Below are 20,244 nucleotides of genomic sequence, written 5' to 3'. Positions count from 1 at the left end.
AACAGAGAGCGATGGCCATATTAAAGTGGATCGCGATTACTCAAGTTCAATAGTTCAATATCTAGAGAAAAAGACTCTTCAATACTTTGTATGAGGTCGCCAGTTTAAAACATTTTTTTAAAAGCACCTCTATTTTTGGAATTTTCATCTGAAATGTCTTGCATAGACACTAGCTTACCTACTTCAAAAGCGAATTCTAAAAGTGTTTCATAAGCAGTAGGTTTTTGATAACCCATGTGAACATATAGCTCTTGAATAAAATCTTTGCCTAGCCTAATTCTTCCGGCAAAAGGTGTAATAAGCCTTAATCCTTTATAAGTCGGATAACCATGACTATTCTGAGAAGGCAATTTTGGCATGATGCCTTGTATTGATTTGTGTCCTTCTTCGACTTCACCAATGACCATTTCTGTAAGGAATAAGCCATCGTTGGTAATCTCATAAGTGGAGTAAAAGCCGCGATAGCAAGCTGTGTGAAGCATTTGCGGCTTCATACCGTAATCTTGAGGGGTTATTAGTCTTTCCCCATCTAAAGCAACTAATTCGTATTTTTCGCCCTGATATAGAAATGTATCTGGAATTTGAGATGTCATATATATCCTAAATTTGTCAGTTTGATAGCTTATTTCTATTTCACATCTACAGTTGCACTCGCATCATTGCCGAAGACATCGACCAGACGAACTGCGATCGCTCACACCAAAACTGAGCAAACAACTAATTCGGTAAATACTTAGCCAACAAATCCTGACCTTGAGCGCCCATCTCATCAAGCTTCTGCTCAATAAGCTTCATCGCCATCGGCGACGGCGTTGAGCGTCCATTTTCCCAACGGTTAATCGTGGTATAAGTAACGCCTACAGTGGCTGCAAATTGTTCTTGCGTAAGCGCAGCTAAAAGCCGCAAATCATGAATGATCTGCCCTACCTCTGGCTGTTTGATAGCCAAGGGTTTTTTGATAGTCATTTAACTTTCAAACTTGATTCACTTGCTTAAGTAGCAGATGCTATATGATTTGTTACATAGTAGCGATGCTTAAGCAAAGCATCCATCCGTATATACGCGCAATTTGTGTTTTTATAGTAAAATTTCTTGCTTTAATGAAGGCAAGTTTTTTAAGTGATGTTGAACTGAAATTCTTAGAGGAAAAGTTGTACCTCAACAGCGATCGCATTTAGTATCTGCTTTCAACTGGAGCTTAATTCTTAAAGTAGATGAGATAAATCATTAAAAATATATATACTGCAATTATCAAGCAATGAATAAACGAAGCTCCTAGTTTTAGACCTACTAGGAGCTTTTTTATTGATTATCCATTGGATTTAGTGGGTATATCACCAGAAGTAACAGCATTCATCCTCAAGGCTATTAATAATTGGTTCTGTTGATAGATTGAATGTCAATGTTTGGATTGCTATTGTGTATTTGTCGCATAAAAAACGTTTATCAAATAAAAACAATGAATATTCTTGCTTGGATTGTTTTAGGTCTAATTGCTGGTGCTATTGCAAAGGCTATCTACCCCGGTCATCAAGGTGGCGGAATTCTCGGAACAATCTTATTAGGAATTATCGGTGCTTTTGTTGGTGGTAGTTTGGGTGTATTCTTCAGTACAGGAACCTTGACATTAGCCGCCCCCACACTCAGCATTCCTGGTATTGCAGTAGCGGTTCTTGGCGCAATTGTCGCTGTTTTCTTGTGGAACTTGCTAAATCGTCGCAGTGCTGTGTAATCAATTAAATTGGAATCAATTAATAGTAAAAATCAGGGAACTCATTTCACTATATTTTCTCCCTGAATTTAAATTAAAAGAGTAGCGCTTACCTATAGTTAGGTGGGCGCTATTCTTTTGTTAGAGTGCGATGCCGTCCAAGTGATGCCTACGGCGCTTGTAGAGAGGAAATTGAGAAGTAAATACCTTGGGGCGATGCCTGCGGCGGTAAACTACGATACTGAAAAGAGCTTTTTTAACTAATCCTGCCTTTGTGCGTTAGGAGTTTACTTTTTACTCAAATATAATTTCTCATGAATAATCTCATTCGCTGCTGTCATCTCTCTTCGATAATCTTTATCCTGAATAAAGGCTGCAATTGTTGATAGCAAAGACAAGGTTAAACAAAGACCTGTTGGGATTAAAGCAGTTACTCGTTGATTAAGACAAGTAAACAACCAAATAGAAAAACTAATGCCAAATAATGGTGTAATTATAGCTACACCCTTAAATAACCTCAATAAACTTTGCGTATACTTAAGTCTTTCTATAAGGTTAATTGAACCATTCTCGAAAATGAAAAAACGTATTTTGTCCAATTTAAATTGTCCATCGTCTAGCCAGAACTGCCCATCTTCCAACAAATAATTAACAATTTTCAAATTCGCTAAAAACATTAACATTTTATTTTTATTTGTTGATTTAAGTGATTTTATTATGAATAAATATGTCGGAAAACTTAGGTGATTTAATAATGCACCAAAGAAGTACGAAACTAGAGTTAATATTACAATCAGTGCAGATGACAAGTCTTGGATTTTTAATAAAAAGCCGAGATTACTAATTTTCAGAAGTGTAAGAATAATAAATATAACTGTACTAAGTGCTAGTGAACCAATTACTAAAAACTCAACAATAATTGCTGTTGTACTCACTATCTTTCCTCAGTCATTCATAATCAAAGTATTTTGCGTACTTTATCATGTCATCCACTTCTTGATTTGCTCATGCACAACCTTTGGTAAATAGGCTGGCGCAATCAAGCAAAAAGTATTACTGGCTAAGATCACCGTTGGTTCTGATAACAATCCCGACATATCCAAAACACGCTGCGACCACGCGCTAACTTCAGTTTGAACCTGAGTTAAAGCTGTAGCAATTAAACTAGTACTATGCCGAAAATCCCAGAGTGCGATCGCTGTCTCCTCTACTCACACAATCCCCACCTCGTCTGTGCCGTTCACCCAGCAGGGCCACAGGGGGATAGCTGCTTGGACTTTCGACTTGACTCCAACGCTGAAGTAGAGGAGCTATGGCAACCGGAAGGGGCAACCTACTACAACGGCGAACTAATTTTGCAACCACAGCAGCGATTGACGCAACAGCAACAGCTAGAACTGCTAGATACCCATCCTATGTTTACTGGCAAATGCCCTCAATGCGGATATGAGTTTGACCGCAACTACACCTCAAGGGTGCATTGGGATTGCCCGGAATGTGGGTGGATGGATGATACTGTGTAGGGCAATTTCTGGAAAACTCTATCTACTTTCTTACTTAAACTTGGCTTAACTCACGAGAGTAAAGTTCATCAGACACTTCTTGAAGTTTTGGTTCAACCACTGTCAAATGTTGCTCTAAAATTGCTAAATTCCGAATGTTGGACTTATAGAAAGCATCAAATAAATCACCTACTAAAGGCACAGTACCCACTACTGTTTCTAAACCAACATTAAAAATCATTTTGGCTAAATCTTGGCGTGGGATACCGAAGCGGGTAGCTAAAAATATGATGTAAGCTGAAAACGCTGTACTGATTAAATCACCAGCACCGGGAATCAAACCGATAATTGGGTCTATTCCAATGCGAAAACCCGTTAGCGGGATACGTATTGATGTATCCATCAATCGGCTGAGTTTGCGAATTCGATTTAGAGTAGCAAGGCGTTTGGCAGCGTCCATAATTTACGATATTTACACTACTTTTAAAATGCACCATTTTTAGTTATTTGTCTTGTACCTTCAGAAAGAACAGGTATGAATAAAAATCTCACCAATACTGCCTAAAAAGCAGATAGATGGATGATATAGTTTATTGCGTTCGCTGTATTATTCTCTATATGACTAAAACTAATTCAGAAATTATTGACCAGCTTCGTACAGCAGCCAATGGTTTACTCATGATCAGCGAATCCGAGTATCCGTTTGAAGTTTTTCTTTGGGAAGATATCACACCTGCAACACCCCAAAAAGTTATACAACAAACAAATCATTCTCAAGACACACCCATTAAAATTGTGGGGATTGACGATTTTTTTCAAGTGTCCACAACTCCTGAAGATTGGCACGGCGAAGAAGAGAAAGCAACCGTCAAACGCTTTCAAACTCTTGTGCAGACACTTAAAGAAAACCTGAGTAATTTGCAGGTGTATCGCCTCGGCACCAAAGAGATTGATGCTTATATTGTTGGTGAAACCCCAACAGGTGATTTAGCGGGGATTTCCACTCAAGTTGTAGAAACTTGACTTGCTTAAGGACTATCTACCTTGCTTTCAATAACTTCTTGAATATTTGGCGAAACATTAGAGAGAAAATCATAGCTTGTGAGTTTTTCTAATTCATCAACACTTACTTTATAAGCTCTCCAATCATTATTTAATTCTTCCTGGTTAGGGATGTTCACCGCGATGACACGGGTGCTTGCAGTAATACCATCAAGCCCAGCGCCGGGGTTGTCTAGTACGACAACAATTTTCCAAGTTGTCTGAGGAACCGTCACCTTACCTTTTAGGGGTTCGCCTTGACTGCCAAAAGGGCCTGCAACAATGTAAAGTTCTTTTCCCTGGCTTACCAAATATCGGCAATAGTCTTCTAGATTCCCCCACGTATTTCTATTGTTATCGGGTGTCTGCGGCATCATGTTGGTCATCAGGAAAGTTGAGGAATTATCCTCTACCGTTTTGGTGCGATCGCCCGATGGTGCAATATGGCCTCGGTCGTAACCTGAGCCTGTGTAAGCACTGGGAGTTATCCGCACCCAAGCAGCAGGTAGTGTGCTGTCAGGGCGAAAGTTATTTTGGCGTTCAGCATCGCCAAGCCAGGTTTTATTTAACTGCCAAGCTACCCAGTTGGCAGTTCCTTTAGTATTACTGTAAGAGAGCGCATACTGATTTTTTACCATGAGGTAATTATCAGGCGTAAGCTTTGTGGGAGTTGCACTGCTGGGATTTCCCAAAAGCAGGTGAGGGCTTATTGAGGTAGGTAAAATCGGTGTTGGCTGTAATGGTTTTTCTATTGTCGGTGTTGGCACCTGGGTTTGCGCTGGCGAACATCCCAACAGAGCAATTAACGCAGTGGCAACAGCTAAACCCTGAAAACGTTTGATTAAACGCATAAATTTTAGAAAAAGATTGCAGATTAAATTAATCATCACCATTTTTAAGGGGATGTCCAGTTTTTGTCTACAAGCGTAGCTTGCTGCCGTAGGCATCACGTTTCCTCTAAGAAAATTCTTGTGGGCGATGCCTAACGGCGGCAAGCAACGCTTTGGCTCTACAATTATTTCATTGCTATCAAAATTGATATCAAATGACTCAACAAAAGTTCCCACCAAGCGAAATGATTCGCGTTCCTACTGCCCTAATTCCAGTAGTCAGAGAACTATCGCGGCTGCATCGCCAAGGGCATACAATTGCCTTGCTGCAAGGCTTAGAAGAATTGATATCCACGTTTGATAGCAATATTGATATCGATGTTACCCCAAGCAGTAAATTAGTTTTGCAGCTGGAGTTGAAGCTAGAAAGCAAGCTCGACGCAATGACCAAAAAGCTGGAACTCATCGAACGGGCTATTTCATCAAATAGATACAACAGTCAACCCAAACAAAGAAGACAAGCTAACCCATACCAACAAACCCTAGTTGAACTGCAAGCATTGCCTCCTGAAAATCTAGCACCGCGACTAGGTTTAAGTCCGTCGAGCCTCGCACCGGAACGAGAAAAACTCACTACCAAAGAATTTATCAGTTGGACTCGTAACCGCGACCCCAGGGGCATCGGTTGGGAATGGAATCCAAAAGATGGGCTGTACCATCCAGTGAAATAATTTCAAGTGCCTAAATGCTACAGCTTGAACACAAAAAACGGGGTGTTGCTTGACCACAAATAATGGAGCAAGCAGTTAAGCACATCCACTGCGTTGTCGTAGAATATAAAAGCTTCCTGAAACAGCACTTCCAGGAAGCTATATTTTTATGGTCGCGTAACCCTAAAGACCAGATGGATGTTACTAATATTGAGATTGGCTCTGTAGAAATTCTGCCTGCTACTCCCCAACCAAGTGTAATTAAAAACACTAATGCTCAAGTAACTCCAGAATTGGTAGAGGAGGTAATTCGGCAATATTATTACCGCACGCCTGCGGTTGCTAATGATGAGGAGTTAATTTTGGCTTGGGCTGGAAGCCAAAACCGCGAACAAACTAAACGAAAATACTACCGATTTGGTCAAAAATTGCTTGATTGGGTACGGAATCAAGGTATACCTGATTTAAGATTGCTACAGCAACCATTGTTACTAGAATTTATTGCTTCCTGGGGTGAGGTTTCCCCTTATACTAAAAGTAACCGAGTGCTGATATTGCGATCGCTGTGGAGCTATGGGAGCGGGGAGAGTATTGGCTATTTTTTGCGGAATATAGCAAGTAGTATAAATTACGACAATTTCAGTAATTTACCGAAGGCAGAGCGATATCTAGAAGATTTCGAGATGAAGAAGCTAGCTGATGCAGCCAAGCAGTTGGGGGGTAAGTATTGGCTAGTTTTTAGTTTGATTTTTTACAGTGGGATGCGGGTTGGTGAAGTGGGTCGCGTGACGGTTCCAGGTGATGAACCGGGCCAACCCAAGGAAGATTATCCGGGGTTATATTGGCATAATTTCCAGTGGTATCCCGACCCGACACCAGAGGATAGAAACCGGGGATACTATACGATTAAGTTCCGAGGCAAAGGTGGCAAGTACCGCGAGATTGGCTTAGACCATCAGACTTCGCTCGTTCTCAAAAAGTACCGGGGGATGGCTAGTGATAAGATGCCCGTGTTTGCCAATATCTCACCTGACCCAGCAAAAAGGGGGTTGCCGTTGAGCGATCGGGCAATTAAAAAGTTGATTCAGGATATATCTGAGGTGGCGAAGGTGAAGTTTTCGTGTCACTGGCTAAGGCATTCTCATGCAACGAGGGCGGTGGAGAGTAAACCGCTTTTTCAGGTGCAAGACCAGTTGGGACATAGCAAGAGCGATACTACCAAGGGGTATGTAAGAGTGAAGAAGGATGCGGGAACCGGTACAGTGCTGCCGAGATTTTGAGGAAATGTATCTCCATGCTAGACCAACTGATAGCAGCGCTTTGTATTTGCCAGATGATGATGAGTAGAGGGAGTGCGTAGCTTGCTGCCTTTTGCATCGCTTTGGGGCGTTAGAGAATTTCTACTATGCGCGGTTGTCCATCAGGATAATAAACACCCAGACAGTTGTTTTTAGTACCAGTAATTACCCAAGGATGAGTTACATAGGTGCTTTGAGTAATTCTCTTATTTGGAGCAATTAAGGCGTAAAACTTCCGTTGACCAGAGTAATCAAGCCAATATAATCTTACTGGTGTGCTTCGCTGGTTGACAAATGTAATTTCCGTGGCTATTTTTCCACTGCGGGAAATTGAAACGGATTCAGCTTCACATTGTTGGGATTGGGCATTGGCAGCAGGTACACCAGCACTTATTGTAAATGAAAGCAACGCACTGCTAATAATGGCGAAGTGAAAGCGTGTAAATTTGAGCATTGATAAGTAGGATGAAGAGATGAAGAGTTTCACACTATTGTTTCACCTTGTTGCTTTCTCTTGGTTAACTTTTTTGGAGAGTTCGATTAATGAGGGCGATAAGCTTGCTCCACCAGACGATTGCCCAACGCTATATATTAAGTTATGCTGCAAATTTCAAATATTATCATCATCTCCGATAGCGAACTCATTCCTTAGCTGATGTCCGACTCAATCGACTGTCAACCATTGCCATTTAAAACTATTTGCAATGACTGTGCTTTTCATATCAATGTAGAAGGAGCCATACAGTGCATTCACCCTGACGAGTTTGGGGTTAATTGTTCAACCGCCATTTTCTGTAATTCATTCCAAAGTGCAATTGTAATTGATAGTCCTTGTGTGTCCTTCGATAAGGATGAAGAATAGGCTTTTGCACTGCTATTCGCATTACAATTGGTCAAGCCTTAGTTGAATTACACTGATGACGTTTACCCATTCTCTGTACCCAGACAATTGGTCAGAACTTGCCACTTCAGTTAAGCAACAAGCCCAGTGGCGTTGTCAAAAGTGCGGGTTACAGTGCATCCCCCCAGGAGAAAACACAGCAAAACTTACACGCTCAAAACGTAGAGTGTACACGCTACAGGTACACCATTGGGACAGAAATCCAGCAAATAATCACAGAGGCAACCTTATAGCTCTGTGTAGTGCTTGTCACCTTTTATACCATAGAGGCGGTAAGTCTAATGTTTCACCGGGGCAGTTATCGTTGTGGTAAATGCGATACCTGCTTTAACTCTTCGGGTAACAGACTCAAACTCAAAAGCCTAGTCATAACGACTAGGCTTGAGTTGGGTATATTCCCAAAGGTTAATTATAGAAAGTGCGTTATATTTGCTTGTCTGTGTGTTACTACCACAGTAAAGTTAGCGATTCCGGAAAATTAAAAACGATATTACTCGATTCCAAACCAACCGCCAGTATCACCACCAGCCCAGCCGCCATTGCGTGCAGCAGCAAATGTTTGATTGCAAAGGGTTTTGAACTCAACAGCAGCACTAATATCTTTACCCTCATAACCCAAGGGGTGAAATATCCGCCCAATGTATCGACCTTGTAATCGGATTTGACCCATTACATAAATTCCACCACCAACAGAATAAATACTTCCTTCTTCATTGCGAGAATAACAAGCAATATAACTGGTTTATATCGATTAATTAGACTTGGTACTATAGTTTTGAAAAATAAATTGTGATTAAAGGGGAATATGAATGGCGATTGCTATTCGACAAGCTCGTGACGACGAACTTGAAGCGCTGATTCCGATACTACTGTTGGCAGAACAATCGGAGCGTGCGCTGCGATGGGGACTTGCTAACCTCGTCGATGTTGTATATCGCATGGACGACAGCGAACACTTGGTTGGTGCAGCAACCATGAAATGGCGCAGCGACCCCTGCGAAATTATGGAACTTGGTATAGCCCCTGAGTTTCAAAGGCAAGGTTTAGGTAAAGAGTTCGTTGCTTGGTTGATTCAAGAGGCGAGGCAACGCGGCAAGAGACAGATACTCGTCGGCACGTCTAATTCAAGTATCGCCAACATTGCTTTTTATCAAAAGTGCGGATTTCGGATGGATCATGTGCGTCAGGACTACTTTTGGTATTTACCTGAGCCAAGCTACGAAAACAGCATTCAGATTCAGGACTTGCTCGTATTTCGTTTCGATTTGGTGCCATCCTCAACTAGGAAAAACAAACTGAAAGAGGAAAAGCAAATTAGGTATGAAAACTAAGGTTAGAATTAGTTCTTCGGGATGAAGAGGGAGAATGGCAGCAATAATGGTTCCCACTTAAATCTGCCTGCTCACCGAAAAATTTACAGTTAATTGAGATAGTAGCCTAGATATAGATATGGTTACTTTAAGCTTGAGTGACTAGTGTTATGTACATTGAATCATTATCGATAGCAACCCTGGAGCAAGCAATTCACCTAAGAGAGGAAGTTTTCCCAGGCGTGAGTAATAGTAGTGATAGTCCATTGTCCAATAACATACAAGAATATTGCAAATTAGTAGCTATACCTCGATACATGAAAAGTTTCATCTGTTATGTTACTCTGCTCTTATTTGGCGCTAGCTTACTAGCTAACAGTCGCAGTACTGCCAATGAATCATCTATTACTAGCAATAGTCTCGTTGTTGCAGAAACTATAAGTAGTGAAGAATTCATCGCTAGGGGTACAGAACCCTTTTGGAGTGTTACTGTGAGCAAGAAGAGAATTGTCTACTCTTCGCCAGACACAAAACAGCAAACCTTCTCCTACGTTGCACCTCTAAAAGCAGAGGCGCGTCCCGCAGACTTGGTGCGAGTTTACCGACTTCAAGGCAAAGGCAACAATATCTTAATCATAAAAAAAGTCGATGCCTGTAGCGATGGTATGTCAGATAAAGAGTATCCATACTCGGCAATTTTTATCCTGGGGAATAAGGTTTTAGAAGGTTGTGCTGATAAAAAATGATGCCCCATCTGCAAATTTAGCCTTTACCGCCAAGGCATTCACGCAGCGTTCGCCCGTCCCCAGAATTGTGAGTAGACAAACGCATACTACAACTGTATTATTAATATAAGTCTCAATTACAAATACTACAAACCTTCAATGATAAGCAGATTCTCCTCAACCATTAATAGCGCGATGCATTGCCGACCCAGCAAGGGTTTAGGCAGAGTAATCGTGCTATTTGCGTTTGAGGGAATGTATTGTTTTGGCGGCAGTAAATTGCAGCATGAAAGTATTTTTGAAGCGATTGCTGGATGGCTGAATCTAGATCAACTTATCCAAAGCGGGAGGTGCAAATGTCTTACAGCACCAACATAGGGCAAAAAGTATCAACTACCTGACCCCCGCTCCTGAATCTCAGAGGCGGGGGTTATTTTTTGAGGAGTGAATTCAGTGATGCAAGCTCAACCACATATATTACAAAATTCGGTGGTGGTGTTCTCTAAGAACTACCTACCACTGGCACGTATCAACATCAAACGAGCAATCGTGCTGTTAGTTACTGGTCAGGCTGAGTCGTTGGATTTTGGCAGTACAAAGCAGTGGGAAGTTCGTTCACCCAGCGTCGTACTACAAGTTCCTGAACATATTCGCTTGACCGTTGGTAATCCCGAACGCCACTGGAAAGTACCACCTGTAAATCGGCGTGAAGTACTCAAGCGAGACAACCACACCTGCCAATACTGCGGTAGCACCAAGCATTTAACACTTGACCATGTGATTCCCCGCTCTAAGGGTGGACAGCATACCTGGGACAACGTTGTAACGGCGTGTGAGAAGTGTAATTCAATCAAGAGCGATCGCTTACCTCATGAAGCTGGAATGGTTCTCAAAAGTAAGCCTAAAGCCCCAATTCACCCAGCAGTAGGATTTGCTGAACAGTTTTGGAACGCACAACGCCTGAGTGAGAACGAGTAATTAACTTCAAACCTAGTCAGAGAGGGCAATAAGCTCGATTACGTAACACTGCCCTCTCAGTTCTTTCAAAAAGTTTGTAGTATGCCCTTGACATCTTGTAATACATTATGTAGTATAAATGTAGTGAAGCACTACAGCCTCTCAAAAAGGCATAGCGCAAACACTTCTGAACCATGAAAACTAAATAATTGCCATCCAACGTGGGGGTGTAGCTTAGTCTGGTTTAAAGCAGTCGCCTGTCGAGCGAAAGACCGTGAGTTCAAATCTCATCATCCCCGTGTAGCCTTGTGGACAAATAGACAAGTCGTTCTGATTCTCAGTCAGAGAGAAGCGGGTGCAACTCCCGTCAAGGCTTCCAAATGAGGATGTAGCTCAGTCGGAAAGAGCGCTTGTTTCCGAGGCAAGTGGTCACAGGTTCGATTCCTGTCGTCCTCGTAGTATGTCCAGGTCGCCTAATGGTAGGGTGTTGGTCTGCAAAACCGACTGTGCGAGTTCAATTCTCGCCCTGGACTCCAAACGTTGCAGTGTAGCGATTTACGGCAAAGCCCCAAGCTCATAACTTGGTATATGCGAGTTCGACTCTCGCCACTGCTACCAAATGCAGGGATGGTGTAACGGCAACATCACAGTCTCCAAAACTGTTGTTCTAGGTTCAAATCCTAGTCTCTGCGTTTGTGGTGCCGTAGGCAAATTGGTAAAGCCACAGGTCTTTCAATCCTGGGTTTGCGGGTTCAACTCCCGTCGGCACTGCCTCATGGGTCGGCTCACCTATTGGTGTAGGTAACGGTCTGTAAAACCGCCGCGTTCAGTGTTGCTGGTTCAATTCCAGCCCGGCCCATTATGGAGAGATTGCTATTGGCAGGGCAAGCTGTTTGCTAAACAGTCGTGGATGTAAGTCCACTGTGGGTTCAACTCCCTCTCTCTCCGCTGCGTGAGAACGTGGTGTAACTGGATAACATCTCAGATTACGAAACTGAAGATTGAGAGTTCAAGTCTCTCCGTTCTCGCCTTATCCCCCGGTAGCTCAGTTGGTAGTAGCGCCTGTCTGAAGAACAGGAGGTCATCCGTTCAATCCGGATCTGGGGGACTGGCACATTGCCTCATAGCTCAATGGCAGAGCAAGCGGCTGTTAACCGCGAGGTTGCAAGTTCGACTCTTGCTGAGGCAGCCATTTATTGGGAAGTAGGCAAACAGGCAAAGCCGTCGCACTTTGAATGCGAAGTTTGAGGGTTCGATTCCTTCCTTCCCAGCCTATGTATACTCCTGTAGCCCAATTGGAAGAGGCGGCTGTCTCAAAAACAGTCTGTGTGTGGGTTCAAATCCCATCAGGAGTACCAATATGCTGCTGTAGCCCAACTGGAAGCAGGCGCTGGTCTTAGAAACCAGAGGTTGTGGGTTCGACTCCCACCAGCAGTATTATCCGGGTGTGGTGTAGCTTGGCAGCACTCCTGTTTTGGGAACAGGCGGTCGTGGGTTCAAATCCTACCACTCGGATTCGTGGGTCGTTAGCTCAATGGCTAGAGTTCCCGCCTTTTAAGCGGAGTGATCAGAGTTCGAGTCTCTGGCGACCCACCAAATCCTGGGCGTTTGGCAGAACGGTTATGCTCCTGACTCTTAATCAAATTTAGATTAAGAGTTAAACTGGGGTTGAGATGTAACAAATTGAAGAGGTTGCATTCGGTGAAGGTTTGTCCAAAGTGCAAAGAGGAAAAACTCCTTAGCGAATTTAGTAGAAACTCTTTGAAAAAAGATGGTCTACAAGTCTATTGCAAAGCATGTGTAAAAGGCATTAACTTCTCCTATTACCAAAGAACTCCAGATAGAAACCCGCAGAGGAGAAAGTTCAAAGAGAAAGCCTGTGAGCTTGCTAAGTTATTCGTTTTAAGCTATCTGAAAACGCATCCGTGTGTTGACTGTGGCGAGGCAGATCCCATCGTTCTTGAATTCGATCACATTCAACAAAAGAAATATGGCATATCAAGAATGGTTTATGCAGGAATGGGTGTTGACAGCATTTCAAAAGAAATTGAAAAGTGTGAAGTTCGATGCGCTAACTGTCATCGAAGAGCAACTGCAAAGCGTAGTGGATGGAGTATAAGAACTTTTGAGTCTGATGCCTTGGGCTATTAGCTAAGTGGTAAAGCAGTCGCCTCTTAAGCGAAAGATGCGTAGGTTCGATCCCTACATAGCCTACTTAATCAGGCGCTCCACAGGTTCAACTCCTGTAGCGCCCACCAAATTTTACCCCTGTGACGCAATTGGCAGACGTAGCCCGCTTAAACCGGGTTTGTTGCAGGTTCGATTCCTGTCAGGGGTACTCGCGGAGATGGAGCTATGGTGCGCTCTGGGGTCTCATAAGCCTTCACATACCGGGTTCAAATCCCGGCTCCGCTACCAAATGCTGGTGTAGCTCAATGTGGCAGAGCAATTGCCTTGTAAGCGATGAGTTGCAGGTTCAACTCCTGTCACCAGCCCCCAAATGCGATTGTGGTGTAATGGCAGCATCAGAGTCTTCCAAACTCACGGTACGAGTTCGAGTCTCGTCAATCGCTCTTTTAGCCCTGTAACTCAGTTGGGAGAGTGCCTCTCTTACAAAGAGGAAGTCGTAGGTTCAATCCCTGCCAGGGCTACCAATTTATGGGAGTGTTGCCTAATGGATAAGGCATCGATCTTCTAAATCGAGCAATGTAGGTTCGACCCCTACCACTCCTGCTCATGGGTCTGTAGCTTAACTGGGAAAGCGTCTGCCTTGCAAGCAGAAAGATGTCGGTTCAAATCCGACCAGTATCCACTCTTGGTATCTGAAGCCAAAGCGGTCGCGGCGCTGGTTTGTGGAACCAGTCATTAGGGAGTTCAAGTCTCCTCAGATACCCCTTGTTTATATGGAAGATGCTGCTCAAGGGAGGGCAACTAGTCTTGAAAACTAGAGCAGGGTAACACCTGGGGGTTCAATTCCTCCATCTTCCGCCTTCCACCTGAAGCCGAAAAGTGAGGCGCTGTGCTGATAACACAGACATAGGAGGGGCAGTACCTCCTTGGTGGATTTTTTTGTGTAGGCGTAGGCCGCCGCAGGCATCGCTCAGGCTTTCAACTAACGATTTTTCTTAGAGGAAAGGCGATCTAGTGTTTCCTGCTGCGATCGCCTTTTTGTTTGAGTCAAGCATCGCACAAAACAAAAGAAGTGCGATCGTCTTCTGACCAAGAAGCTTGACAACTACCTTACAGCTCTTACAACCTTAATTTGTGATAAATGTACTGTTTCCAGTTGTATTACCTTTATTCCAGAGCTACAATCTGCCTGTATTAGAGGCATTTTAATTACAACTGTAATTTATCACTCGTGAGCAAAACCCGTATTATTGCGCTATTTAATCAATCAGGGGGAGTAGGAAAGACAAGTTTAACAATGAACTTGGGCTATCACCTCGCTCAAAAAAAGAAAAACCGCGTTCTTCTGATAGACCTTGACCCCCAAGCGTCACTCACAACATTTATGGGGTTAGAACCGGAAAGTACCACCAAAACTGTCTATGAAGCAGTGGTGGGTGAAGAACCGTTAGCAATTCATCCTGAACTGATTCACAGCATGGGTTTAGTGCCAGCTAACATCAACTTAAGTGCTGCTGAACTTGAACTGGTTGCCGCCTTGATGCGGGAAATGCGCCTCAAAAATGCACTTGCCCCTATCTTGGACAACTATGATTTTATTTTGATAGATTGTCCTCCATCTTTAGGCATCCTCAGCGTTATTAGCTTAGTAGCAGCCACCCATGTCTTAGTACCTATTCAATGCCAGTTCAAATCCTTTCAAGGAACTGATTTACTATTAAGAACTGTAGCCACACTCCGCAAAAGTGCTAATAAAACACTTGCAATTGCTGGCTTCATCCCCACAATGTATGATGCACGTACTGCCCAAGAAAGCAGAACCATGAAAGCTATCACAGAACAACTTTCACCCCTGGCCACGGTTTACGAACCCATTCCTAAATCTATTGCCTTTGCTGATGCAAGTGAGGCACGCATACCCTTAGCAGTATATAATCCCAAACATCCTGCCGTCGCTGTACTAAAAAAAATCGCCCTCAGTTTAGAAAAACTACAGTGAGCAAAAAAGACCAACCCTATACCAGCCAGTTAAAAGGTGTAGCTGCCCTACTAGGCGAAAGCTTTAACCAAACCCAAAGTACTGCTAATTCACCAACTACTGTTGCCATCAGCTTAATTAAACTACCTCCCTCACAGCCCCGCCGCTACTTTGACCCTAAAAAACTAGAGGAACTATCACGCTCAATTAAAGAGCTAGGTATCCTCGAACCTTTGTTGGTGCGACCCCTCTCTGGAAGTGATTATGAATTGGTTGCAGGTGAACGACGCTATAGAGCCGCATCAATGGCAGGACTAACGGAAGTCCCTGTGGTTATCCGCGAAATGGATGATATCACCACCTCTAAGGTGCAGCTTGTTGAAAATCTCCAGCGCGAAGACCTAAATCCTGTAGAAGAAACTGAGGGAATACTTGAACTTTTGAGCATTGAACTCGGTGTTAGCACAAACGAGGTTATCTCCGTCCTCAACTCTGCTGCCAATGCCAAAAAGCGAAACTTGGATTTGACGGAAAACGTTTTCCGTCAGATGGAAACTATTGAATCTATCCTCTTAGCCATCGGTAAATTCAGCGCTGAAAGTTTTCGCGTCAGCCGCATTCCTTTGCTCAATCTCCCTGCTGATGTGCTAGAGGTACTGCGTTCTGGTCAAATCGAATACACTAAAGCACGAGCGATCGCACGGGTTGAAGATAAAGAAACAAGAAAACAACTCTTAGAAGATGCGATTGCCTACAACCTCTCACTGACTGAAATCAAGCGTAAGATTCAAGAAATTGAGCAGCAGTCTAAATCAGAGTCATCAAAGCAAACAGAATCAGCATCCATAAAAGGCCGCGTTGATGATACTTTTCAACGCTTCAAAAAAGCGAAAGTGTGGGATGACCCGAAGAAAAAATCCAAAGTAGAGAAGTTGTTAGCTCAGTTGGATGCACTGATGCAAGGCGACAATCCAAAGTAAACCAATGTGGTAATTCTCGAAACTATTCAATTTGCTCTCTTAAGGATGGCGACATAATCATTAGCCCTCGGACAACCTCTTCAGGAGTAGCCGTGCCATCAATTACCTTTGGCATAATCGCCATCACTTCTAAAGCTAGGTTTGTGGGAATTCCCCTTGCTTCTAACCGCTTCAATTCCAAAACATCAATCCCTGCTGCCAATCCATCCAAATATTCCTCTACACTCACTCCTAAGTTTTCAATTTCTGACATGGGTATAATTGGTTTTTGTTAACTTCTATATTCAAGCATCTATTACGTGGCTATCTCACAGTGCGATCGCTCCCCTCAACCATTCCACCTTTCAAACCCATTGAGTATCAAACGCATCTTGCCCAGTTCTTGTAGTGTTGATAATTCCACGGTCAACTACCCGACTTCTTACTTTGAGTGTATTACGCCAATAGGGTGCTAGTGAGGACATCATCAATGAATGTTAATTTTTGGGCGTGAGCCTACAGTGGGCGGGTACGCCATCGCACTTAAATATGTTCTTGTTGGGGGCGTAAGCTGTTAATCGTAGCGGTCAAAACTAGGACAATTGCCAAAACCAACGCAGCATTTCTGAGCATTGAGTTATCAAAGTGTTTGAGTGCGATCGCTACCAATGCCCAGAGTATTACTCCTGTATAAGCGATGTCTCGACGCTGGATGACAATAAATGCTGCAACTGCTGTTGCTATCAATAACATTATGAGAGTCCAGATTACAGCAGAAATCCCCCAACCATTCCACCCGTGAAAATACAAGGCACACGCTACGTTGACAATGGTTGCCACGCTAATCCAGCCTAGATAAATGCTAATCGGAAACTGAATACACCATTTCTTGAGCCGAGGTACACGCTTATTGCCAATTTCTAACTGCACATAGACAGCAATCAGGGGCAACAGAATCAAAAGCATTGCAATTACAGAAAGAGCAAACAGCCGAGACAAAAACAGATAAACCCAGATACTTTGAGCAACACAGGCAATCACCAACAGATAACCTGTCTTACGTAAATCAGGGTCATCTCGTTGGTCAGGTAGAGCTTGGTATACCCCAAAAGCAAACAACCCAAGGTAAATCAGCCCCCAAATAGCAAAGGCGTAATTAGCAGGGATAATCAGGACATTTTTAAACAAAGTATTGGAAATTTCCCCTATGCTGAGTCCATTGAGCGGAAAAATGTTCGATACTACGTTGATAACGAAAGCACCAAAGATTGCAGCCAAAGTAACAAGCTGCCGCCAAAGATCCCGGTAATTGCCTTTTGTGGACTGCTGCATAGGATGTTAACTCATATCTTTTGTGCTTTTAGCTTACATCCCAAAAAGAGCGACGCATATAAACCACAGTCATATTGAGCAAGTCAATGAGGAAAAAGAGCGATCCCTGCATGACCAGACCGAAGTGGAATCTACAACGAAACTTCCAGATTCCCAAATTGGGAATCCCAGTAAGTTGCAAGTATGGTCTGATTCAATCTTAATTGTCTACAATTATGACTTTTCAGAATTTTATCAAGTCTTTAGAGCGTGTTCATGATTCAATCCCAAAGTTAAGCGTTCGCCTTCTTGCCTTGCCTGCTGGGTGGTAAATTCTAAATTCGACTTTCCCGTTTCTTCCCTTCTCCCCCTAAAACCCAATTGGCAGAAATTTCGAGTTATTATTAATCACATCTTTACCAATTCTTGCTGCCACTCCTTCAGCAACGCCATTGATCAAAAAGCAAGATAACTGCAATCTATACTCTTCTCCTTCTACTTTGATAATTGGTAAATCAGCATATTTTTGGTAAATTTTAGCAAAATAAGCGTACTCTGGGTCTGGGTTACAAGCTATTTCTTGATTACTTTTAATAACTTTAACTTCTCTCCCTTCTCTCCCCCAAGTGGGTTTTGACACTAAGGGAGGATTGATTTTATCTTGTTCCATAAATGTAGGTAGAAAATGTTCAAATCCTGCCAAATTATTCTGACTAAAAAAATCAACTCCTAATTCTGTAATTAAAGCCATTAACGCTTTATTTTGCATTACAAAAGCACTGACAGGATTAATTAAAGCTAGCTTCCTTGAATAGACTAATGGTTCAAAATAATCCCAGAGACTTACTCCAAATTCGGGGTCTTTATCTTCTACCATCCATTCTGTTGGGTATATGCGGTAGATTATATCGACTGCTTCACCTCTATGGTCGTAGCAGCCATCCTCATCCATTGCAATACTTTCGATTGGACAAAAAGCAGATTGATAATGGCACAAAGACATTAAATATTCAACAGTACCAATATCTTCGAGAGCTTCAGATAGGGCTGCAAAGATAATATTGCAGTCTTCAGGAGATTTATTGAGATATTTGGCAGATTCTTCAATATATTGATTAAGCCCTATTTGAAGAACTGCTTCAGCGTTAATATTCGGGTCTACTTTCCCAAAATGTTTAGCGACTATCCCATTTATTTTGAATGTTTCGACTATAAAAGTCGCCACTTCCGCATTACATTCAAGCAGGTAGATATTATCACCAACAACTGCAAAATCGCATCGGGCAATAAAAGGCACTTGCTTATTATTTTTGATTAATCGTAGGGTTGATTGAGGATAATCAAATTCAATTAGAGTCCGTTCATCAAACTGTTTCATAACCAGAGCCGCATGGTTTAAAACCTGCCAAACTCTTGTTGCTGCTTGCTTGATTTTTTCTATGGTTTCCGGTGCAACCATTAACACCTCATAGCAAGCATATTCATCGGCATCGTACCAGCTAAATATATCTTGATGCTGTTGGTAAAACTTATGCCTAACATCGTTCATGAACTCGCTCCTCCAGAACGAAAACTACCAAAACCACTTACACGAGAACCTGGAGCGCTGCGGGTGTGACTATTGACGTAAGTTCCATCTCTACGAGTGTATCCATTTACGGAAACTGAACCGGAATGGCTACGATAACCACTACTGTAACCACCACTATAGCCGCTATAGTTACTACTGCTAGATTCATCTGAAGTATCTGAGGAAGTACCAGATGTACTGTTAAATTCAGAAGAAGCAATTTGATTATTAGCATCTTCTTCTTTTTTGATATCTTCGAGCAATGCGGTTAGGGTTTCAGGAGGACTAATATATAATGAGACGCTTGCTGTACATTCACTCTCAAAACTATTTTTTTGTGTTAGACATTTTTTAATTTCATCAATTGCATTACTAACTTGGCGATAATTATTGCGATAAATGCTAAGTTGGGATTGTGCTTTCAAAGATAGATTAGTTGCCGAAGAAACATTTACAAGTAAATTAATTGCCTGCTGCCATTGCAACTTTGCATTCAATAATTCAGGTAATGTGATTAATGTAGTATCTTTAGTAAGGTTAGTAGCTTTTTGAGCTAATTCAACTGCTGATGAAAAGTTTTGAAGTGATTTTTGTTCACTTGTAATCACCTTATCTACATCATTAAAGTTGCGTTTTACAGATAATATTCCAAGCTTTGCTGTATCGGAAACATATGTAGCTGTAGGAATTTTCTCTAAAATGCTAATTGCCTGCTGCCATTTACCTTTCGCTTCTTGCCAATTATTGGAGTAAGCTTTCTCTTGGACTAGTATTGCTGCTTCTTCATCTAATTTAAGTGCAGCTTGTAAATTATTGAAAGCTGCTTCTTCAACCTGGATTTTTGAGTCAATTTTAGCAAGTAATTGATTTAACTGTGATATTTGATTTTGGGCATTCTGATATGGATATCCTGGTAGATTTGGAACGAGTTTTAGCTTTTCAATGGTTTGCTGTATCTTGGTTTGGTTTGCTTTTAAAGCATCCAAATTGGGAATACTATTAATATTACTATTTTCATTAACGATTGCCTGTACATCGGTAATTGCTTGTTGGTGTGCTGAATAATCTTTCGTAATTTGCAGGATTTTACTAACGCCAAACCAACTTAAAAGTGCTGCGATAACTATAGGCAGCCAGGGTTTCTTTTTTCCACTCATTGTTATTTTATATATTTATACATCTACATAATTATTGTTCCCGTTATTTATCAAGTTTGAACACGAAATTAGCGAGTGGTGGATTATTGAACAGGGAAACTGAAGCGATACTCATTCATAGAGAATGGTTGCCACCAGAAGTGTAAAAATTTAG

22 protein-coding genes and 25 tRNA genes are annotated in these 20,244 nt (G+C 42.2%); 36 read left to right on the top strand and 11 right to left on the bottom strand.

Annotated features, from left to right (window positions below):
• Nucleotides 1-104: 104 nt before the first annotated feature.
• Nucleotides 105-593, bottom strand: a complete 489-nt coding sequence (locus A4S05_RS01695) for a hypothetical protein (RefSeq protein ID WP_069068082.1) — start codon at nt 591-593, stop codon at nt 105-107.
• 124 nt (nt 594-717) lie between these two features.
• Nucleotides 718-966: a helix-turn-helix domain-containing protein gene (locus A4S05_RS01690; protein WP_069068081.1), complete on the bottom strand. Its 249-nt coding sequence runs from the start codon at nt 964-966 to the stop codon at nt 718-720.
• A 493-nt stretch (nt 967-1,459) separates the two neighbouring features.
• On the opposite strand from A4S05_RS01690, the gene A4S05_RS01685 reads away from it, so the two are divergent.
• Complete coding sequence (locus A4S05_RS01685) at nt 1,460-1,732, top strand: GlsB/YeaQ/YmgE family stress response membrane protein (RefSeq protein ID WP_069068080.1); 273 nt, start codon at nt 1,460-1,462, stop codon at nt 1,730-1,732.
• A 266-nt stretch (nt 1,733-1,998) separates the two neighbouring features.
• Here A4S05_RS01685 and A4S05_RS01680 read toward each other — a convergent pair whose 3' ends face one another.
• Entirely contained in the window at nt 1,999-2,646 is a 648-nt protein-coding gene (locus tag A4S05_RS01680) for a hypothetical protein (RefSeq protein WP_069068079.1), read from the bottom strand.
• A 237-nt stretch (nt 2,647-2,883) separates the two neighbouring features.
• Between A4S05_RS01680 and A4S05_RS01675 the strand changes: the two genes are divergently transcribed.
• Nucleotides 2,884-3,234, top strand: a complete 351-nt coding sequence (locus A4S05_RS01675; protein ID WP_069068078.1) for a hypothetical protein — start codon at nt 2,884-2,886, stop codon at nt 3,232-3,234.
• 34 nt (nt 3,235-3,268) lie between these two features.
• Here the strand turns inward: A4S05_RS01675 and A4S05_RS01670 are convergent, their stop codons facing one another.
• Entirely contained in the window at nt 3,269-3,673 is a 405-nt protein-coding gene (locus tag A4S05_RS01670; RefSeq protein WP_069068077.1) for a DUF4112 domain-containing protein, read from the bottom strand.
• Between the two features lie 158 nt (nt 3,674-3,831).
• Between A4S05_RS01670 and A4S05_RS01665 the strand changes: the two genes are divergently transcribed.
• Nucleotides 3,832-4,236 (top strand): nuclease A inhibitor family protein, encoded by a 405-nt coding sequence (locus tag A4S05_RS01665; RefSeq protein WP_069068122.1) that lies wholly within the window; start codon nt 3,832-3,834, stop codon nt 4,234-4,236.
• A 5-nt stretch (nt 4,237-4,241) separates the two neighbouring features.
• Here A4S05_RS01665 and A4S05_RS01660 read toward each other — a convergent pair whose 3' ends face one another.
• On the bottom strand, nt 4,242-5,105 hold the full coding sequence (locus A4S05_RS01660; RefSeq protein WP_069068121.1) for a DNA/RNA non-specific endonuclease: 864 nt from the start codon (nt 5,103-5,105) through the stop codon (nt 4,242-4,244).
• A gap of 194 nt (nt 5,106-5,299) precedes the next feature.
• On the opposite strand from A4S05_RS01660, the gene A4S05_RS01655 reads away from it, so the two are divergent.
• Together A4S05_RS01655 and A4S05_RS41275 are read left to right on the top strand one after the other, a co-directional pair.
• Complete coding sequence (locus A4S05_RS01655; protein ID WP_069068076.1) at nt 5,300-5,815, top strand: hypothetical protein; 516 nt, start codon at nt 5,300-5,302, stop codon at nt 5,813-5,815.
• A 62-nt stretch (nt 5,816-5,877) separates the two neighbouring features.
• On the top strand, nt 5,878-7,074 hold the full coding sequence (locus A4S05_RS41275; protein ID WP_256090780.1) for a tyrosine-type recombinase/integrase: 1,197 nt from the start codon (nt 5,878-5,880) through the stop codon (nt 7,072-7,074).
• 109 nt (nt 7,075-7,183) lie between these two features.
• Here the strand turns inward: A4S05_RS41275 and A4S05_RS01645 are convergent, their stop codons facing one another.
• A complete protein-coding gene (locus A4S05_RS01645) occupies nt 7,184-7,546 on the bottom strand; it encodes a VHL beta domain-containing protein (protein ID WP_069068075.1) in 363 nt (120 codons plus the stop codon).
• Nucleotides 7,547-8,483: 937 nt separating this feature from the next.
• Nucleotides 8,484-8,663, bottom strand: a complete 180-nt coding sequence (locus A4S05_RS01640; protein WP_176726889.1) for a hypothetical protein — start codon at nt 8,661-8,663, stop codon at nt 8,484-8,486.
• A 139-nt stretch (nt 8,664-8,802) separates the two neighbouring features.
• On the opposite strand from A4S05_RS01640, the gene A4S05_RS01635 reads away from it, so the two are divergent.
• From A4S05_RS01635 to A4S05_RS01500, 31 genes are all read left to right on the top strand, one after another.
• Nucleotides 8,803-9,324, top strand: a complete 522-nt coding sequence (locus A4S05_RS01635; protein ID WP_069068074.1) for a GNAT family N-acetyltransferase — start codon at nt 8,803-8,805, stop codon at nt 9,322-9,324.
• Between the two features lie 296 nt (nt 9,325-9,620).
• A complete protein-coding gene (locus A4S05_RS01630) occupies nt 9,621-10,049 on the top strand; it encodes a COG3650 family protein (RefSeq protein WP_069068119.1) in 429 nt (142 codons plus the stop codon).
• Nucleotides 10,050-10,484: 435 nt separating this feature from the next.
• The gene (locus tag A4S05_RS01625) at nt 10,485-11,006 is read left to right on the top strand and encodes an HNH endonuclease (RefSeq protein WP_069068073.1); all 522 of its coding nucleotides are present in this window, start codon (nt 10,485-10,487) and stop codon (nt 11,004-11,006) included.
• A gap of 202 nt (nt 11,007-11,208) precedes the next feature.
• Nucleotides 11,209-11,284, top strand: a tRNA-Asp gene (locus A4S05_RS01620).
• Nucleotides 11,285-11,367: 83 nt separating this feature from the next.
• A tRNA-Arg gene (locus A4S05_RS01615) sits at nt 11,368-11,441 on the top strand.
• 6 nt (nt 11,442-11,447) lie between these two features.
• A tRNA-Cys gene (locus A4S05_RS01610) sits at nt 11,448-11,521 on the top strand.
• A 5-nt stretch (nt 11,522-11,526) separates the two neighbouring features.
• Nucleotides 11,527-11,603: transfer RNA gene (locus A4S05_RS01605), tRNA-Ile, on the top strand.
• 3 nt (nt 11,604-11,606) lie between these two features.
• Nucleotides 11,607-11,677, top strand: a tRNA-Trp gene (locus A4S05_RS01600).
• 5 nt (nt 11,678-11,682) lie between these two features.
• Nucleotides 11,683-11,756, top strand: a tRNA-Glu gene (locus tag A4S05_RS01595).
• Nucleotides 11,757-11,762: 6 nt separating this feature from the next.
• A tRNA-Tyr gene (locus tag A4S05_RS41270) sits at nt 11,763-11,844 on the top strand.
• Nucleotides 11,845-11,848: 4 nt separating this feature from the next.
• Nucleotides 11,849-11,933 (top strand) — tRNA-Ser (locus tag A4S05_RS01590).
• A gap of 6 nt (nt 11,934-11,939) precedes the next feature.
• Nucleotides 11,940-12,013, top strand: a tRNA-Arg gene (locus A4S05_RS01585).
• A 6-nt stretch (nt 12,014-12,019) separates the two neighbouring features.
• Nucleotides 12,020-12,093 (top strand) — tRNA-Phe (locus tag A4S05_RS01580).
• A 9-nt stretch (nt 12,094-12,102) separates the two neighbouring features.
• Nucleotides 12,103-12,177, top strand: a tRNA-Asn gene (locus A4S05_RS01575).
• 5 nt (nt 12,178-12,182) lie between these two features.
• A tRNA-Gln gene (locus A4S05_RS01570) sits at nt 12,183-12,256 on the top strand.
• A gap of 9 nt (nt 12,257-12,265) precedes the next feature.
• Nucleotides 12,266-12,343, top strand: a tRNA-Leu gene (locus tag A4S05_RS01565).
• Nucleotides 12,344-12,347: 4 nt separating this feature from the next.
• Nucleotides 12,348-12,422, top strand: a tRNA-Leu gene (locus A4S05_RS01560).
• Nucleotides 12,423-12,426: 4 nt separating this feature from the next.
• Nucleotides 12,427-12,500, top strand: a tRNA-Pro gene (locus A4S05_RS01555).
• Between the two features lie 5 nt (nt 12,501-12,505).
• Nucleotides 12,506-12,581: transfer RNA gene (locus A4S05_RS01550), tRNA-Lys, on the top strand.
• 394 nt (nt 12,582-12,975) lie between these two features.
• Nucleotides 12,976-13,104 (top strand): hypothetical protein, encoded by a 129-nt coding sequence (locus A4S05_RS42900; RefSeq protein WP_256090779.1) that lies wholly within the window; start codon nt 12,976-12,978, stop codon nt 13,102-13,104.
• A gap of 22 nt (nt 13,105-13,126) precedes the next feature.
• Nucleotides 13,127-13,199 (top strand) — tRNA-Lys (locus A4S05_RS01540).
• 50 nt (nt 13,200-13,249) lie between these two features.
• A tRNA-Leu gene (locus A4S05_RS01535) sits at nt 13,250-13,323 on the top strand.
• A gap of 2 nt (nt 13,324-13,325) precedes the next feature.
• A tRNA-Met gene (locus tag A4S05_RS41265) sits at nt 13,326-13,403 on the top strand.
• Nucleotides 13,404-13,406: 3 nt separating this feature from the next.
• Nucleotides 13,407-13,480, top strand: a tRNA-Thr gene (locus tag A4S05_RS01530).
• Between the two features lie 7 nt (nt 13,481-13,487).
• Nucleotides 13,488-13,558, top strand: a tRNA-Gly gene (locus tag A4S05_RS01525).
• A gap of 5 nt (nt 13,559-13,563) precedes the next feature.
• A tRNA-Val gene (locus tag A4S05_RS01520) sits at nt 13,564-13,639 on the top strand.
• 6 nt (nt 13,640-13,645) lie between these two features.
• Nucleotides 13,646-13,718: transfer RNA gene (locus A4S05_RS01515), tRNA-Arg, on the top strand.
• A gap of 5 nt (nt 13,719-13,723) precedes the next feature.
• Nucleotides 13,724-13,797 (top strand) — tRNA-Ala (locus A4S05_RS01510).
• Nucleotides 13,798-13,890: 93 nt separating this feature from the next.
• Nucleotides 13,891-13,973, top strand: a tRNA-Ser gene (locus A4S05_RS41260).
• Nucleotides 13,974-14,346: 373 nt separating this feature from the next.
• Entirely contained in the window at nt 14,347-15,114 is a 768-nt protein-coding gene (locus A4S05_RS01505) for a ParA family protein (protein ID WP_069068071.1), read from the top strand.
• Nucleotides 15,111-16,073: a ParB/RepB/Spo0J family partition protein gene (locus tag A4S05_RS01500; RefSeq protein ID WP_069068070.1), complete on the top strand. Its 963-nt coding sequence runs from the start codon at nt 15,111-15,113 to the stop codon at nt 16,071-16,073. Before A4S05_RS01505 ends, A4S05_RS01500 begins: the two co-directional genes overlap by 4 nt.
• Nucleotides 16,074-16,095: 22 nt before the next feature.
• On the opposite strand, the gene A4S05_RS01495 is transcribed toward A4S05_RS01500, so the two are convergent.
• From A4S05_RS01495 to A4S05_RS01480, 4 genes are all read right to left on the bottom strand, one after another.
• Entirely contained in the window at nt 16,096-16,326 is a 231-nt protein-coding gene (locus tag A4S05_RS01495) for a hypothetical protein (protein ID WP_069068069.1), read from the bottom strand.
• Between the two features lie 269 nt (nt 16,327-16,595).
• On the bottom strand, nt 16,596-17,384 hold the full coding sequence (locus tag A4S05_RS01490; protein WP_069068068.1) for a hypothetical protein: 789 nt from the start codon (nt 17,382-17,384) through the stop codon (nt 16,596-16,598).
• A gap of 349 nt (nt 17,385-17,733) precedes the next feature.
• On the bottom strand, nt 17,734-18,912 hold the full coding sequence (locus A4S05_RS01485) for a glutathionylspermidine synthase family protein (RefSeq protein WP_069068067.1): 1,179 nt from the start codon (nt 18,910-18,912) through the stop codon (nt 17,734-17,736).
• Nucleotides 18,909-20,090, bottom strand: coding sequence for a hypothetical protein (locus A4S05_RS01480; RefSeq protein ID WP_069068066.1), 1,182 nt, complete (start codon nt 20,088-20,090; stop codon nt 18,909-18,911). The genes A4S05_RS01485 and A4S05_RS01480 overlap by 4 nt, the downstream gene beginning before the upstream one ends.
• Between the last annotated feature and the right edge of the window lie 154 nt (nt 20,091-20,244).

The sequence above is a fragment of the Nostoc sp. KVJ20 genome, from assembly GCF_001712795.1.
In the GTDB taxonomy this organism is placed as follows: Bacteria; Cyanobacteriota; Cyanobacteriia; order Cyanobacteriales; family Nostocaceae; genus Nostoc.
The sequence above is the reverse complement of the archived record's forward strand: the minus strand, read 5'-3'. Positions and strand labels throughout refer to the sequence as shown.

Coding starts and splice junctions, on each gene's coding strand:
- A4S05_RS01695 (WP_069068082.1), bottom strand. CDS start 593: ATGACATCTCAAATTCCAGATACATTTCTATATCAGGGCGAAAAATAC.
- A4S05_RS01690 (WP_069068081.1), bottom strand. CDS start 966: ATGACTATCAAAAAACCCTTGGCTATCAAACAGCCAGAGGTAGGGCAG.
- A4S05_RS01685 (WP_069068080.1), top strand. CDS start 1,460: ATGAATATTCTTGCTTGGATTGTTTTAGGTCTAATTGCTGGTGCTATT.
- A4S05_RS01675 (WP_069068078.1), top strand. CDS start 2,884: ATGCCGAAAATCCCAGAGTGCGATCGCTGTCTCCTCTACTCACACAAT.
- A4S05_RS01670 (WP_069068077.1), bottom strand. CDS start 3,673: ATGGACGCTGCCAAACGCCTTGCTACTCTAAATCGAATTCGCAAACTC.
- A4S05_RS01665 (WP_069068122.1), top strand. CDS start 3,832: ATGACTAAAACTAATTCAGAAATTATTGACCAGCTTCGTACAGCAGCC.
- A4S05_RS01660 (WP_069068121.1), bottom strand. CDS start 5,105: ATGCGTTTAATCAAACGTTTTCAGGGTTTAGCTGTTGCCACTGCGTTA.
- A4S05_RS01655 (WP_069068076.1), top strand. CDS start 5,300: ATGACTCAACAAAAGTTCCCACCAAGCGAAATGATTCGCGTTCCTACT.
- A4S05_RS41275 (WP_256090780.1), top strand. CDS start 5,878: ATGGAGCAAGCAGTTAAGCACATCCACTGCGTTGTCGTAGAATATAAA.
- A4S05_RS01645 (WP_069068075.1), bottom strand. CDS start 7,546: ATGCTCAAATTTACACGCTTTCACTTCGCCATTATTAGCAGTGCGTTG.
- A4S05_RS01640 (WP_176726889.1), bottom strand. CDS start 8,663: ATGGGTCAAATCCGATTACAAGGTCGATACATTGGGCGGATATTTCAC.
- A4S05_RS01635 (WP_069068074.1), top strand. CDS start 8,803: ATGGCGATTGCTATTCGACAAGCTCGTGACGACGAACTTGAAGCGCTG.
- A4S05_RS01630 (WP_069068119.1), top strand. CDS start 9,621: ATGAAAAGTTTCATCTGTTATGTTACTCTGCTCTTATTTGGCGCTAGC.
- A4S05_RS01625 (WP_069068073.1), top strand. CDS start 10,485: ATGCAAGCTCAACCACATATATTACAAAATTCGGTGGTGGTGTTCTCT.
- A4S05_RS42900 (WP_256090779.1), top strand. CDS start 12,976: ATGGCATATCAAGAATGGTTTATGCAGGAATGGGTGTTGACAGCATTT.
- A4S05_RS01495 (WP_069068069.1), bottom strand. CDS start 16,326: ATGTCAGAAATTGAAAACTTAGGAGTGAGTGTAGAGGAATATTTGGAT.
- A4S05_RS01490 (WP_069068068.1), bottom strand. CDS start 17,384: ATGCAGCAGTCCACAAAAGGCAATTACCGGGATCTTTGGCGGCAGCTT.
- A4S05_RS01485 (WP_069068067.1), bottom strand. CDS start 18,912: ATGAACGATGTTAGGCATAAGTTTTACCAACAGCATCAAGATATATTT.
- A4S05_RS01480 (WP_069068066.1), bottom strand. CDS start 20,090: ATGAGTGGAAAAAAGAAACCCTGGCTGCCTATAGTTATCGCAGCACTT.